The sequence below is a fragment of the Spiroplasma endosymbiont of Thecophora atra genome (assembly GCF_964019735.1).
In the GTDB taxonomy this organism is placed as follows: Bacteria; Bacillota_I; Bacilli_A; order Mycoplasmatales; family VBWQ01; genus Spiroplasma_E; species Spiroplasma_E ixodetis_A.
The window spans coordinates 1,239,359-1,254,065 of record NZ_OZ026464.1; the positions used below are offsets into that span (position 1 = coordinate 1,239,359).

Annotated in this window: 15 protein-coding genes and 1 tRNA gene; 2 read left to right on the forward strand and 14 right to left on the reverse strand. The window is 23.2% G+C overall.

All coding sequences use genetic code 4. The features are described 5' to 3' along the window. Positions 1–89: 89 nt before the first annotated feature. Positions 90–482, forward strand: a complete 393-nt coding sequence (locus tag AACL05_RS07010; protein ID WP_338961048.1) for a hypothetical protein — start codon at positions 90–92, stop codon at positions 480–482. Here the strand turns inward: AACL05_RS07010 and AACL05_RS07015 are convergent, their stop codons facing one another. The 5 genes from AACL05_RS07015 to AACL05_RS07035 all read right to left on the reverse strand — a co-directional run bounded on the left by AACL05_RS07015 (position 483) and on the right by AACL05_RS07035 (position 5,891). Next, positions 483–1,097, reverse strand: coding sequence for a hypothetical protein (locus AACL05_RS07015; RefSeq protein ID WP_338961050.1), 615 nt, complete (start codon positions 1,095–1,097; stop codon positions 483–485). Continuing rightward, the gene (rnr, locus tag AACL05_RS07020) at positions 1,070–3,346 is read right to left on the reverse strand and encodes a ribonuclease R (protein ID WP_338961053.1); all 2,277 of its coding nucleotides are present in this window, start codon (positions 3,344–3,346) and stop codon (positions 1,070–1,072) included. Before rnr ends, AACL05_RS07015 begins: the two co-directional genes overlap by 28 nt. 106 nt (positions 3,347–3,452) lie before the next feature. Further along, positions 3,453–3,716 carry a preprotein translocase subunit SecG gene (gene secG, locus AACL05_RS07025; protein WP_338961056.1) on the reverse strand — a complete coding sequence of 88 codons (264 nt, stop codon included), beginning with the start codon at positions 3,714–3,716 and terminating at the stop codon, positions 3,453–3,455. Between the two features lie 364 nt (positions 3,717–4,080). Next, a complete protein-coding gene (locus AACL05_RS07030) occupies positions 4,081–5,706 on the reverse strand; it encodes a hypothetical protein (RefSeq protein WP_338985931.1) in 1,626 nt (541 codons plus the stop codon). Continuing rightward, positions 5,643–5,891 (reverse strand): hypothetical protein, encoded by a 249-nt coding sequence (locus AACL05_RS07035; RefSeq protein WP_338975855.1) that lies wholly within the window; start codon positions 5,889–5,891, stop codon positions 5,643–5,645. The genes AACL05_RS07030 and AACL05_RS07035 overlap by 64 nt, the downstream gene beginning before the upstream one ends. A 635-nt stretch (positions 5,892–6,526) precedes the next feature. Here AACL05_RS07035 and AACL05_RS07040 point away from each other — a divergent pair. Continuing rightward, a complete protein-coding gene (locus tag AACL05_RS07040) occupies positions 6,527–7,408 on the forward strand; it encodes a DegV family protein (protein ID WP_338961060.1) in 882 nt (293 codons plus the stop codon). Between the two features lie 49 nt (positions 7,409–7,457). Here the strand turns inward: AACL05_RS07040 and AACL05_RS07045 are convergent. The 9 genes from AACL05_RS07045 to AACL05_RS07085 all read right to left on the reverse strand — a co-directional run bounded on the left by AACL05_RS07045 (position 7,458) and on the right by AACL05_RS07085 (position 14,660). After that, positions 7,458–7,532: transfer RNA gene (locus AACL05_RS07045), tRNA-Trp, on the reverse strand. Positions 7,533–7,591: 59 nt separating this feature from the next. Beyond that, positions 7,592–8,053, reverse strand: a complete 462-nt coding sequence (locus AACL05_RS07050; protein WP_281748950.1) for a Fur family transcriptional regulator — start codon at positions 8,051–8,053, stop codon at positions 7,592–7,594. A gap of 25 nt (positions 8,054–8,078) precedes the next feature. Beyond that, a complete protein-coding gene (locus AACL05_RS07055; protein ID WP_338961063.1) occupies positions 8,079–8,333 on the reverse strand; it encodes an acyl carrier protein in 255 nt (84 codons plus the stop codon). Positions 8,334–8,393: 60 nt separating this feature from the next. Beyond that, positions 8,394–8,867, reverse strand: coding sequence for a hypothetical protein (locus AACL05_RS07060; RefSeq protein ID WP_338961065.1), 474 nt, complete (start codon positions 8,865–8,867; stop codon positions 8,394–8,396). Between the two features lies 1 nt (position 8,868). After that, entirely contained in the window at positions 8,869–10,260 is a 1,392-nt protein-coding gene (locus tag AACL05_RS07065; RefSeq protein WP_338985932.1) for a hypothetical protein, read from the reverse strand. 9 nt (positions 10,261–10,269) lie between these two features. Further along, complete coding sequence (locus AACL05_RS07070; RefSeq protein WP_338961069.1) at positions 10,270–10,626, reverse strand: MG284/MPN403 family protein; 357 nt, start codon at positions 10,624–10,626, stop codon at positions 10,270–10,272. Positions 10,627–10,701: 75 nt separating this feature from the next. Further along, positions 10,702–12,153: a proline--tRNA ligase gene (proS, locus tag AACL05_RS07075; RefSeq protein ID WP_338961071.1), complete on the reverse strand. Its 1,452-nt coding sequence runs from the start codon at positions 12,151–12,153 to the stop codon at positions 10,702–10,704. A gap of 6 nt (positions 12,154–12,159) precedes the next feature. Further along, a complete protein-coding gene (locus AACL05_RS07080; protein ID WP_338961072.1) occupies positions 12,160–13,944 on the reverse strand; it encodes a hypothetical protein in 1,785 nt (594 codons plus the stop codon). Positions 13,945–13,958: 14 nt separating this feature from the next. Further along, on the reverse strand, positions 13,959–14,660 hold the full coding sequence (locus AACL05_RS07085) for an acetyltransferase (protein WP_338961074.1): 702 nt from the start codon (positions 14,658–14,660) through the stop codon (positions 13,959–13,961). Between the last annotated feature and the right edge of the window lie 47 nt (positions 14,661–14,707).

Below are 14,707 nucleotides of genomic sequence, written 5' to 3' on the forward strand. Positions count from 1 at the left end.
ATAGCGACCCAAGAAATAGATTTTATATTTGTTTTACGGGTTTTTGTTAATTTTATATATTAATAAACAACTGAAAGGAGTCTAAGGACATGGCAGGAGAGTTAAATACTAAAGTAACAACAGTAAAAAATAGTCAATTTTATCAAGGCGATTTGGGTTTTGATAAAAATAATAATGATAAAGTAATTATTTATAAAATTTTAACTGGTAAAAAACTTGAGGTTTGTAAAATTATTATTGATGAACAAAATCATATTTTAAAAATTTCTACTAAAACGGAAATTATTAATGAAGATGAATTTGAAATTTACACATTTGCTTTAGAAGCAGATACTGCTGATTTTATCTTAAAACTTATTGCTAAAAATCAAATTAATGTTGAAATTAATTATGCATTTATAAATAATATTGAAGATTCTTATAATATATCTGAATTAGACTCATTAGAAGAAAAAAAGAGAAAAATTAGGAAACTTTTTTAACTATTTATAAATTTCTTCTCAATTATAAACTGAACCATAACACAAAGCTTTAATTTTAAAATCATTGTTATTATTGATAATTTCTAAAATAGTTTGGGCAATAGAAATCCCTGAGGCAACTATATCATCAATAATAATAATGTTTTTTTTATTAAAAAAATTAATATATTTAGGTAATAAATGAATCTTATTAGTAATTTCCGTTTGTCTTTCGCTAACTTTTAATTTATTTTCTCAAAATTTACGGTAGTTATCAACTTGGAAAATATTATTAATAAATAATATTTTATAATTTAATTTTTTTTTAATAATTTTAACTAATTCAATTATTACTAATTCTAAACTACTAACTGAAGTAGGTTTTTTTGGCATCATAATAAAATAATCTAAATTTTCAAACAAATTAAATTTTTGACCAACTTCAAATAAATTAGTTGCTAATCTTATTACAATATTTTGTTCAATATTTACTTGCTTAATTAAGTTATAATCTTCATTAACTCATAATAAATCCGGATATTGTTTTAAACCTGGCGATTTAAAATAATTATAATAATAGCATTCAATGTTAAGATTGCTTTGTTGAATTAATCTTTTTTGCCCTTGTATTTTCATTTTTTTACTCCATTTTTCTTTTCACTTTTATTTTTTTTAACTTTACCATTTAGTTTTATCTTTTTTCTATATTTAAAATTATTTGCTTTATACATTTTTGATGATTGATTATTATTATTTTTATCACGGTTTTTATTTTGCTGACCATTTTCTTCTAAAATAAAATCAATAGTTCTAGCAACTTTATTTGCACTTTTTACAAGAACACTGACCTTTTGACCAAGAGCATACTGTTTTCGTTTTCTTTCACCAAACAAAATCATTGCTTTTTCATTAAAAATATAATAATCATCAGTCATATCTGCAATTCTAATTAAACCCTCAATTGTATTATCTAACTCAACAAATAATCCAAAACCAGTTACACTAGAAATTATACCTTCAAATTTATGACCAATAAATTGCATCATGTATTCTGCTTTTTTCATTTGATCTACAGCTCGTTCACACTCTAATGCTTTTAATTCCATATTACTAGATTGCTCAGCAGCTCAATTAGTAAAACTTTGATATTTCTCAATTATTTTAGCATTTATTTCTCTTTTAACTATATATTGACGCAATAAACGATGAACTATTAAATCGGGATAACGTCTAATTGGCGAAGTAAAATGTGTATAATAATCACTAGCAAGTCCAAAATGGCCAATACATTTATTAGTATACTGTGCTTTTTCCATACTTCTTAATAATAAAGTTGATAAAACTTGAAATGTTGGTAATTGTTTTAAAGAATTTAATAATAATTGTAAATCTTTTGAACTAATATTTGTGATTTTTGGATTTAATTTAATACCCATTAATTTCAGAATTGTAACCATTTGATGCATTTTTTTAGAACGAGGATGTTCATGAACACGATAAATAAAAGGTAATTTCATATCAAATACAGTTTTAGTAACTACTTCATTAGCTCTAATCATAAAACTTTCAATTAATTTTTCAGCGATATCACGAGTTCTTAAAATAATATCAGTTACTTCTCCATTATCGTTAATAATTGTTTTTGCTTCATTAATTTCAAAATCAATTACTCCAGCATCTTGTTTAAACTTTCATAAAATTTGGTGCAATTCTTTTGCTTTTAGTAACATTTCTCAAATTTGTGGATGTGTTTTAATAAAATTTGGATTTTTACCATTATATCCATCATTTACTTCGTCATAATTCATTCTTCTTGCTGATTTCATAAATGCCTGATAAATTTTATGTTTTACTGTTAAACCATTCTTATCAATTTCCATATCACAAACCATACATAAACGTTCTACTTGTTCATTTAAAGAACAAATACCATTTGATAACTGCGTTGGTAACATAGGAATAACACGATCTGCTAAGTAAACAGATGTACCACGAGTAAATGCCTCTTCATCTAAAGGACTATTTTCTGTTACATAATGACTAACATCAGCAATAGCTACAATTAAACGATAATTACCATTAACTAGTTTAGTAACACAAATAGCATCATCAAAATCTTTAGCATCTTTACCATCAATTGTAACTAATAACTCTTTAGTCAAATCAATACGACCAATTTTATCTAATTCTAAAACTGTTAATGGCACCTTATCTGTTGCTGTTAATGTTTCAACATCAAATTGTGCTTTAATACCAATTTCATAAATAACAACTAAAATATCAACACCAGGATCATTAATATTACCCAAGATTTTAGTAATAGTAACATTAAAAATATTTTGTTCAAAATTTTTAATTTTTGCAACAACAATATTATTTTCTAACGCTTTATCGGGGTTTAAAATATTAACTTCATACTGTTGTAACTTTGCATTTTGAATTAATAATGTTTTTACTTTCGTATCTGCATTAACAATAACAGTACCAACAAGAAGATTAGTATCACGTTTAATAATTTTTAATACTACAGCCTCATCATTCTGATTATTAATTTTTACTAACTTACATAATACTTCATCATTATTTAACGCATTATTTATGTTTTTTATATTAACGTAATATTCTTCTTCACTATTTAATAATTTAACAAATCCAAATCCTTTTTTAGTAATTTGAATTTTGCCAATAAATAAATTATTATTTTTTAGCATATAAAATTGTTGTTCTTTATTTTCCAAAATAATTTCACTATTTTTCAATTCTTCTAAATCAGCAATAAGTTCTTGCTGTTGATGATGATTAGTAATATTAAGTTTCACTGTTAAATCAACCGTTGATAAAGGTGTAATACTATTTTGTAACTCATTAATAATCTCTTGCTTCATTTCAATCAATCCCAACTTTATCCTAATTATATAATTAATTATAATCTATCTTTTAAAATTTATAAAAAGGCACACTAAAATGTGCCTTTTTATAAAATAATTATCATTAATTTATAACTCCAATAGTATTAATAATAATTCTTACTATTATTGCCATAGTAAATAACGATATACCTAATACTAAAGTGGCAATAGAAAATAACTTACTTCAACCACGTTCTTTAGTACTAGCAAATAATTCTTGATTACCCCCACTTAAAGCACCAAGTCCATTATGATTTTTTTTACCTTGTAATAAACCTAAAATTACTAATAATATAGCGATAATTAAGGCAATAATTTCAAAAGCAAAAATAATGTTTTGACTCATTTTGTCACTTCCACTTCTTTATAATATTATTAATTTTACACTTAATTTTACTAAAAATAAAAAAATTTCATAATTATTATTATGACTTATTCCAAAATTAAAATTTTAATTATGAAATAAGCCTAATATGTTATGTTTTATAATTCTTTTATAGGAAAAATTTATTAACTTTATTCTGGTTCAATTTCTAAGTAATTTCCAACAGCATTTGTTACAATCTTTCATCCATGTTGATTTGTCATCATATAAAAAATGTTTATTTCTAAAAAATTATTATACATAACTTTAACTAAATTTTTTAAATTACTATCACTTAAACTATTTGCTAAGGTTCCTATAAATTGCGGAAATTTAGTAATTTCACTTAAAATTTTTTTTCAAAAAGTTGATACTCATCTTTATTATCTTGATAAATTTCTGCTAATCTTATTCACATATCATTACTAATACCTAATTTAATTTTGCTTGATTCTATATATTGTGGAGTTTTATTGTCTAAAGGTACGTAATATTTTTCTATTTTATTATATTGATTATGGGAATTGATATCAGCATTATGAGCATGGGATCAATTATACGCTAAATATGCTATTCCACCAACTATAATTACTCCACCCACAACTCATCCAATAGGTCCTCCTTCAATCATAACAGATGCACCACCTTCAACAACCTCTTCGCCAATAGCAATGGCTCCTTCCTCACTAATTTCTAATAAAGGCACCGCTTCTTCTGTTTCAACTACTGTTGTAGTTTGTGGCGAACTTATTCATTTAACAACTTTATATGCAGGTGGAATACTCATAGTTGTGGTAGTGGCTAGACCTTTTAATAAATATTCATTTTTATTAGGTGTTATAAAAACGATTCCGTATTTATGCAATTCAACAATTTTTTCAAATTGTGCTCAACTAGCATCAGTAAAATGTTGTCCATAAATTTCTATTAGTTTTTTTCTTGCATTATTTTTACTTTCTGTAGATGTGGTGTGATAAATATCTAATAATTTTTGATCAATAATTTGTGTTTTTAAAATATCACACTTTGGTTTCTGATTTGTTCTAGAGTCTGTACTTTGATTACTGTGTTGATTTCTATTTCTAGAACTAGTTCCAATGTTAAAAGATTGTTCAGATGTTGATGGCAAAACAGCGCTTCCACCTGCTGAAGGTGAAGGGGTTGTTGTTGTAGTGGTGTGCGAATTACTTGGTCTATAATTTGATATATCTTCAAGGGTAGTAAAAGTAACACTAAAATCACAATCATAAATAATATTCAAATTTTGTGTAAATATTATACTGTTTGGACGAAACATATGTGATAATGGAATTATTAATGTAGTTGAAGTTAAAAATGGAGAGAAGTCTATACCAGCCGCAAAATCGAAATGAAAAACTAAATCAGGATTTAATTCTCATAATCTCTCCATAATAGTACTCGGATCATTACGTCTAATTTGTCCTAAATTAGTATTTCTAAGTAAAGTTGATAATCTTACGCTTTGTTCATTAATAGTAAAAGTTACATTTAAATCACTATCAAAAACAATATGAGGATTATTCTGTTGAAAATCATAAACATTTTCTGATAAAATTTGAAAATTATTTATGCCTATAGGATGTCTATTTGTAAAACTAGGATAACGTAAATGCAAATCGGGATTTAAAAAATTTAGTCTCTCTATTATTGTTAATGGTGCATTATCTAACAATTCTCCTAACTCAGTTCTAATAAGAATACTTGATAATGTTAATCTTTGAGGTGTAAAGTTAATAGTAAAATTTAAATTTTTTGGAATATTTCTTACGGGATTTTGATCGTAAATGTTAATACCAGCATGCACTGTTGCATTAATATTTGTAATGTTTTTAAATTCAATATTTTCTAAAAAATCTTCTCTAGATAAAATTGGATGATTAATTTCTCTTAATCTTTGAATAATATGTTGTTTATCATTCGATTCAATTTGACCAATATTAATTGTTGTCATTGTTTTTTGTAAACTTGGTGGAGTTTGCCTTTTAACTTTTTTTTTGTAGAATTTACTCTTTCATCTTTTTCTTCTAATTCATTTTCTATTTCAGTTTCTATTTTAGTTAAAGTACCACTTTCAGCAGGAATACCACTAGTTAATGCAGTTGATGCAATGATTGTTTTAATAATTTTCTTTTTCATAATATAACCCTCTCTTTAAATCTTTAAATTTTTCATAGTGTAATCATTTTATATGATTTATGAAATAAAACAGATTTGATATAAAAATATCGGGGTTTTAGAAATTTAAAATATATTCTTTGATAATTAGAAAAAACACAACATATTGATTTATATCATTAATATTTTCATCAACATTTCAATATTGATTTGAGTTTTTAAGTAGTCATTCATTTATTTGGATTTTTTTATTTTTATTACTTAATGAGTTTTATTTTTTAACTTTTTTAATAAATTTTTCTTGATTTTTAAAAAGTAATATGCTGATAGTTTTGGTTTAATATATTTTGTTAGATATTTAATTATTTTTTTCCGTCATTAATAATTTTTAATTTTGAAAAAATATTTAATTTATTAATAAAATCCTTTCATGTCAAAACTGGTGTTAATTATATAACCAATTGTTTTTAGAATACATTCAGTTTTTTTAAAATTAATGTTCTGGTAAAAAATCTAAGAAACAAGAATAAATCATTCCAAAAACAACATATTAACTATTTTATATATCTTTCAACGATGAAAGTCCATTTTTAAGTAAAAAATATATGTTATAATTTAATAAATAAGTAAAAAATATTATAGTTAGGGTGAGAAAATTGAAAAAAAAAATTGGTATTGTTGCTGATTCCTCTTCAGGATTTTCAATTAAAGATTTAAAAGAAATGAATATTGGATTTTGTCCATTATTAATCACTTTTAGTGATGATACAACTATTACTGATGACCCTAACATTCTAAAGGATGAAGAATTCTATAATAGAATAGTTCATGAAAAACAATCTGCCAAAACTTCGCAAACACCACTTGGTCAAATGAGTATAATTTGAGAAGATGCTTTAACTAAATTTGAAAAGATTATTTTTATTCCTTTATCAAAAGGGTTATCAGGTCAATATAACACTGCTACTATGTTATCAAAAGAATCTAATTTTAAAGATAAAGTTTTTGTTTTTGATAGTAATGGTGTTTCAGTTATTAACTGACTATTAGTTAAAAAAGCATATCAAATGTCACTTAACGAAAAAAATAATGTTAATGATATTATAGACGCACTAAAATTAATAAGAGATAACTATATAGCATTTATTTTACCTTATGATTTAAATTATTTAGTTCGTGGTGGTAGAATTTCAAAATCAGCAGCAGCCTTAGCTACTATGTTAAAAATAACTCCAATTTTATCTTTTGACGGAACCATTGATAAATTTGATAAAACAAGAACATGAGATAAAGCTATTAAAAATACTCTTAAAGAAATTAATAAAAATAAAAAAATAGAAAGTATTACTCTTTTTTACATTATTCATGCTTTTGCTGAGGCAAAAGAAATAGAAAAAGTTACAAAATTTGTTAAAGATTATGGCATTAAAAACGTCAAAACTATTAATTTAGCAAATGTAATTTGTGCTCATACAGGAATTGGAACCTTCAGTTTTGTTGCTTTTAATTTAGATAAAGATAAATTACCAAAATTATAATAATTAAAAATCACTTTTATGAGAAACATTTAAAAGTGATTTTTAATAATGGCAGGGGTGGCAGGACTCGAACCCACAACACTCGGATCTGAAGGCCGATGTTCTACCATTGAACTACACCCCTAAAATATTTAATTTAAATAATACATGTTCAATTTTACGCGAAAGAAGTTTTAAGTTCAATTAAAATTTCATTTTTTTTATTTTTAATTCACATTTATCACAAATTCCATGAATTTCTAACTTATAATGTGAAAAATAAAAATTATTTTTAATCGCTAATTTTTCAAGTTTTTCTTCTTGTAATGGTGAAATTTGTTGTTTATCTTCGAAAGAGGCATGAATAATTTTATTACAAAAATTACAAATAATATGAACGGTATTTTCTGATAGTTCATAAATTATTTGTTTTCCTTCAAAAACATTAGCATGAATAATATGTTCTGTCATTAATAAATCAATAGTATTATAAATACTCATAATATTAATATTATCATTACCTTCTTTTGTTAAAAAACTAATAATATCATTAATACTAACATGTTGCTTAAGCGTTAATACTTTAATAACTGCTTTACGAACATCAGTTAAACGATAGTCTTTATCTTTCAACTTTTGGATAATATTTTCAAAATTTTTATTCATACTAATCTCCTGATAAAATATAATATTACTTTTTTTTATTTTCTGCTGATTCTAATCTCTCAATTTCATTTATTAAATCTTGAACTGTTTTTGTTTGTAAATCTAGTAATTTATTATCATCAATTTTTACATGATGCTCTTCTTCTAATTTAAGAACAATCATTACTAATCCAAGAGAGTCAATTTTTATATCTTTAAATTTAGTTTTCGGTGTAATTTTTTCTTTAATCTCTGGATAATCCTCTTTAACAATTTTATGAATTTCACTTAAAATATTCATAAATTCACTCCTAATTTAAATCATTTTTATTAATAGTTATACTTAGTATAACATAGAGCATTAAATTTTATTTGTTATTTTAAAATATCATTCTAAATAATCTAGTTTTAAATTAGTATTATATTCAACTCATACAGCATTATTTAAAATATTAAAATGAAAAATAAAATTATTAATTTTTCATTGTGGAAATGTTTTAATAATTAACTTTAAAAATATGTATTGAAATAAATCTTGATTAAATTGTATTTTATATATAATCTGTGACTGATTTGCTAAGATAGTACTATTTTTATCTAAAATAATTGTAATACTTTCATTTAATTTTTTAATATCAATAGCTTCTACAACTATCTCTGGATTTAAATTTTCTTTTTTATCATCTACGGTCTCTAATTCTACATCATATTCTTTTACCATTTCATTTAAATTTTTATTAGTTGAAAAATTTTTGATAATAAAAAATAATATAATACTTAATGTAATAGTGATAGTAATAATTAAAATGCTAATTTGTAACTTACGTATAAACATTTTATACCTTTATTTGACTATGTATTAAATACTTATAATCAATAAAACTAAAGTTATCACTACTATAAAATTTTAATATTTCATTGTAAGTTAAACTAAAATTAGTAGCTGCCACTCAATTTTCACTATTATTTCTTATTAATTTTTTAATAAAAATAGAATGATATGGACCACCAATAATTGGTTCACTACTTTCTTCAATAAATTTTAAATTAATATCATATTTAAAAAAGGTTTGAAAATAAAATGGAATATTTATATTAAAGTGAAAATCTTCAAATCTTGGTAAGTCAAATTGATTTTTTCCTATTTCATCATTCAATACTATTTTATTTACAATGCTATTATAAATAGTGCTATAAAATTCTAAATAATATTCATCAATATTTTTTTTATTACGTAATAAAAAAGCTGGTATTTTATTATTTTGATAAAATTTTGATAGATTTTCATTAATATTTAATGATGTATTTTGTTGTAAATCAAAATTATTATTAAATATTAATATTTTACGTAATATTGTTTCTTTATCATTATATCAATCTTTTACTTTTGGAAAATGCGATACTAGATAACGTTTTATTTTTATTGGCACTATATTTGCAGTATTAATATTATTACCAGAAAACTTAAAAACCTCATCTAATCTTGATTTTCCACCAACTATCATGTTCTTCATAATCGTTTTAGAAAAAATATGATAAAATCCTTTATCAGAGAAATTTGTCGTTAAAATAATGGGATTTTTAATTTCTAAATTAAAATTTGTTGTAATAAACATTTTTGGTTTAATTTGTAATTGATACTGTGGATTACTATTAAAATAAAAACTAAGTGATCCATAATTATGTTTATTATTAATATGACGAATTTCCTTTAAATTACTAGGTTTTTTACAATTAAAACTATAATTTAAAATATTTACATTATCTTTTTTAATTGCTATTGCTGGTAAAATTATCTTATAAGTTTTCATAACCATATGCAAAAAAGAAATATCAGCATATGGACCAAGTTTATTATTTTCAAGTAATTCTAAATATGAAAAAGTAAGAAATACTCACTTAATTGATTTAGATATCACAAGTTGTCCACTTGCTTGCTTAATACTACTATAATTCAAATCATATTGAAACGTTACATCGTCAAGTAATCCTTCACTTGGTTCTTTGTTAATATCAAAATCATAACTATATGCTTCTACAATTTGAAGTTCAATATAATAATAACTGCTTTTTTGCAAAGTTTGGATCGGAAAGCCAACCACTGTAAATCTTGGAATTAAAAATAATTCTTTTTCATAAATGGGGCTGTTTTTTACATCACTTGTTAAATTCATCTTTTGTTCTAAAAAAGTACGCGAATTCAATAAATCAATGCTATTAATATTCATTTTATATCCTTAAATTAAATATAAGTATAAAAAACGCTTAATAGCCGTTTTTTCTAATTTTTCATATTCTTTGATATGATAATATTTTTTTCATCAATTTTTATTTGATTTAACTAAGAACGTTCTAATAATATAACTATATTCATTTTTTGGTAATAATGCTAAAACTGTATCAACAATTTGCACATGTTTTTCATAATTTTTTAAATCCTTATTTATCACTATCTTATTAGCATAGTGAACACTATCCTCTTTCAAAACATAATTTTCTTTAAAATTATTATTTGCTAATGTTAATTTTGCTTGTTCATATTTAACAAAAATAGCAGCAATTAGTTGCTTATCAGCACTTATTTGTTCTTTCATTATTATCACCTCAATAATAATTTAAAAACAAATAATTATTTTTCCTCTATTTTATTTCTATTTAACTTACTAATTTTAATATGATCTTGCAAAATAAGTTCAGACACTATTAAGAGTTTGACACTTAAAACAATTACTTGGTTTTTTATACGGTTCTAAAGGAATACAACGTGATGTTGTACCAGTTAAACTTTTAATTTCTTCTTCACACTTTATTTGATCACAAAAAGGTACAATAAAGAAACCTTTATGAATTTTAACTAATTTATGATATTCATTAAAATCTGTTAATTCTTTTAAACTTGTATTTAATTTTTTTTGTGAACTATTAAATAAATCTTTATTTAATTTATTTAATTGATTAATAATAGTTGTTACTAATAATTTTTCATTATTAATTTCAACATCAATAGTATCTAAATTATGACGTAAAATTAATTTAATTACTTGGTTTTCAATTTCTTGCTCACCAATTGCAATAGTAATTGGAATACCTTTAATTTGACTTTCACTTTTCTTATAAGAAAAACTTTTATTATCTTCATTTATTAATACTCGGAAATGAGAACTTAAAATTTTAAATATTCTTTCAACAGTTATTTTAACTTTATCACTTTTAGGTGATAAATTTAAAAGCATAATCTGATGCGGTGCAATTGTAGATGGCAATACTAAACCTAGATCATCGCTATGTGCCATAATTAAAGCACCAATTAATCTTGTCGATACACCTCATGATGTTTGATATCCTAATTCTTGTTTATTGTCTTTATTGCTAAATTTAATATTAAATACCTTTGTGAACTCTTGGCCAAAATAATGACTAGTACCGGCTTGTAATGCTTGTCCATCTTGCATCATAGTTTCAATTGTATATGTCATTTTTGCCCCAGCAAAACGTTCGTGAATTGTTTTTGCACCAACAATAACTTTAATTGCTAATTGTTGTTCAACAAAATCAGCATACAACTTAATCATTTTTAATGTAAAGTTTTTTGCTTCTTCATCGTTATTATGCATTGTATGTCCTTCTTGTCATAAAAATTCACTAGTTCTTAAGAATGGTTTTGTATTTTTTTCTCATCTAACAACATTGCATCATTGATTATATAATAATGGTAATTGTTTATATGAACTAATTATTTTTGAAAAATGACGACAAAATAAAACTTCTGAAGTAGGACGAATAATTAGTTCCTCTGATAATTGATTATTTCCAACTTTAGTTACAGTTGCACATTCTGGTGCAAAACCCTCAATATGATCTTTTTCAACTTGAAATGCTTTTTGACTAATTAAAAGTGGTAACATTACATTTTCAATATTTAAAATTTTAAATTTTTGATTTAATAAATGTTGAATATTTTCTCAAATTGCATATCCGCGAGGACGAAAAATAATGGTACCGGCTGCCGAACCATTTTCTGCACCATAATCACAAAGTTCTGCTTGCTTAATAACATCAGTATATCATTTGGCAAAATCAATCTCTCTTGCTGTAATATTTTTATTCTTTGCATTATTCATAATAATCTATTCACCTTTCGTTGATTGACTTTTATGTCATTTCCAATAATTTGGATAATTTAAAGCATCTAGCACTTTATTTGCTTGTTCTGATTCTAATACTTTTCCTAGTAAATAGTCAACCTTTAATCCTTTTAAAACAATAATTTCAGGAACATTAATAATACCACGAGCTAAAATATTTTTAATACCTAAAATTCTTAAATAATGCAAACAAATAATAACATCAATATATTTACTAAAACTAAAAGTAACTTGTTCTAATAAATTAGAAGTTAAAACTACATAATCAGGCTTAAAATGATTAATTAATTTAAAATTATCAATATGACGTAAATCATGAGTAAAAGAAATTTTTATTTTATTACTACGAATAGTTTTAATAATTGAATCATACTTATTCCAACTATTAATTTCACCAATATCTTGAAAATCAAAAATTAAATCACAATTTTCAAAAAGATTTTTTCTCTTATTAACAAGAGCAATCAACTTTGTTAAAATAGTTTTATCTTGTAACTCAATTAAACTAACAGGAAGAATAAGGTTTTTTTCTTGTTTTAATTTCGCAAATTTTTCAAATGTTTGAATAAATAAAGGTTCATTTACTTTTCATCACAATCCTGAATCTTGAATATTACGCATCAAAACAATAAACGAAACATAATAAGAGTTTTTAACAAAATTTCATCAAGCATAGTAACAATTTGGCTCATTTGAATTATCACTTTTATACACTGGTCTAATACTAACACTTAATAATTTTTCCATTTGCTCTGATTGTAGAAGCGAATAATGATTATAATCAGGATAATTTAAAATATCATTTGTCTTCAATTTAATTTCAATTAAGTCTCTACTTTGTACTACTTCTAATTGATTCTTATCAATAATTTTATTATATAATATATAAACATTTGAAGCATCAGTTTTTACTGAAGCATAAACACATAATATTTGACTTTGAATCTGCAAATAACTACTTTTTTCTACTAAATTACGTTTAATATAACTATTTATTTTTTTTTGGAATCGATATAAATTTATTTTCTTATTTCTAGAATAAATTAAAAACTGACCATCATAATATTTACAAATAATAGTATTATCTAATCCTAAAGTTATTTTACTATAATATGAAATTAATAACTCCATTCGTTCAATATTATTAACAGTTAAAATATTTTCTAATGCTAAATAATTTTTTATTTTTATTAAAATCATATATTCAAATTGACTATTTATTTTTTTATTATATTTTTTTTGACTAAAATTATCTAAAATAGTTTGCACAAAAACTGACTTTACCACTGTTAACTCATTTTGTTGTAAAATAATTGCTTGTGAAATAGCAAAACGATTATAACGAATATTACTTTGCATTTGACCATACAAAACTTTATTATTATTATCAAAATAATCAATTGATAAATCATAAACAATAACTTTACTTCCTAATTGAAAGGAAACCGAAAAATGACACGACTCAAATGGAACTTTATTCACTAATAAATCTTGAATAAAAATTTCAATTTTTACTTTAGTTTTACGATTCATCATTGATTTAAATACAAACAATGAAATTCTTTTTTTACGATTTAAAACTTCTAAGCGTTCAGAAAAAGTAATAATTTCATTTTTTAAATCAATTTTCAATGGAACTAAACTTAACAAATCACCATGGATAACATTATAATATTGATTATTACGATGATTTAAACGCATAAATAAAATAATTATTATTGTCATAAAAGGAATTAAAGCAATAATTACAATTGCAGATCAACGCATAATTTTACCTCCATTTAATCAAAGCCTAAAGTAATATTACCATTATTTCCTTGGAAAAGTTTTAACTTTAGTCTTTGATTATCAATATATAATTTAGCTAAACGAAACATTTTGCGATCTTTAACCAAAATTCAATCAATAGCTTCAACAGGAATTGTTTCATATATTTGAACACGATTAGTATCAACATTTAAACCTCAATCTTTAACAGTGTTTTGAAATAATTTATGAATATCAACAGAAATAATAGCTATTTTATTAACATCAACATTTTGCTCTGCACATCACTTTCAAAAAAAATGACGTGTTGAATTACCTAACTCTAATTCTAAATAAGTAGCATGTTCTAAATAAGTTCAAACAATATATTCTTGCTTTGGCAATAATTTAATTTGTGAAGAAGGTTTAATTCCTTGTTCTAATATTAATGTAATGTTACTAACATCAGTATAAAAAAATAAATTAAAAATATTTTTATTTTCTAAATGTTTAATAATTTGAATAGTTGATCTTCTTCTAAAATTTAAAAAAATATTATTGCGCTTTTTATTATTCGTTAAAGTAGAAGATTTATTAGTTTTTTTTTGTTTTTTAAACCTATTAAAAAAAGGAGTTTTTTTTTCATTGTCTTCTGATAATTTAGAAATATCCAAATTAGGTTGATTTTCATCACTAAAATATTCTTTAATTTTTTTAATTCGTCGACTTCAACCCATAAATTATGACCACCTTATTATTAATATTTACCTAATTATACTAAATT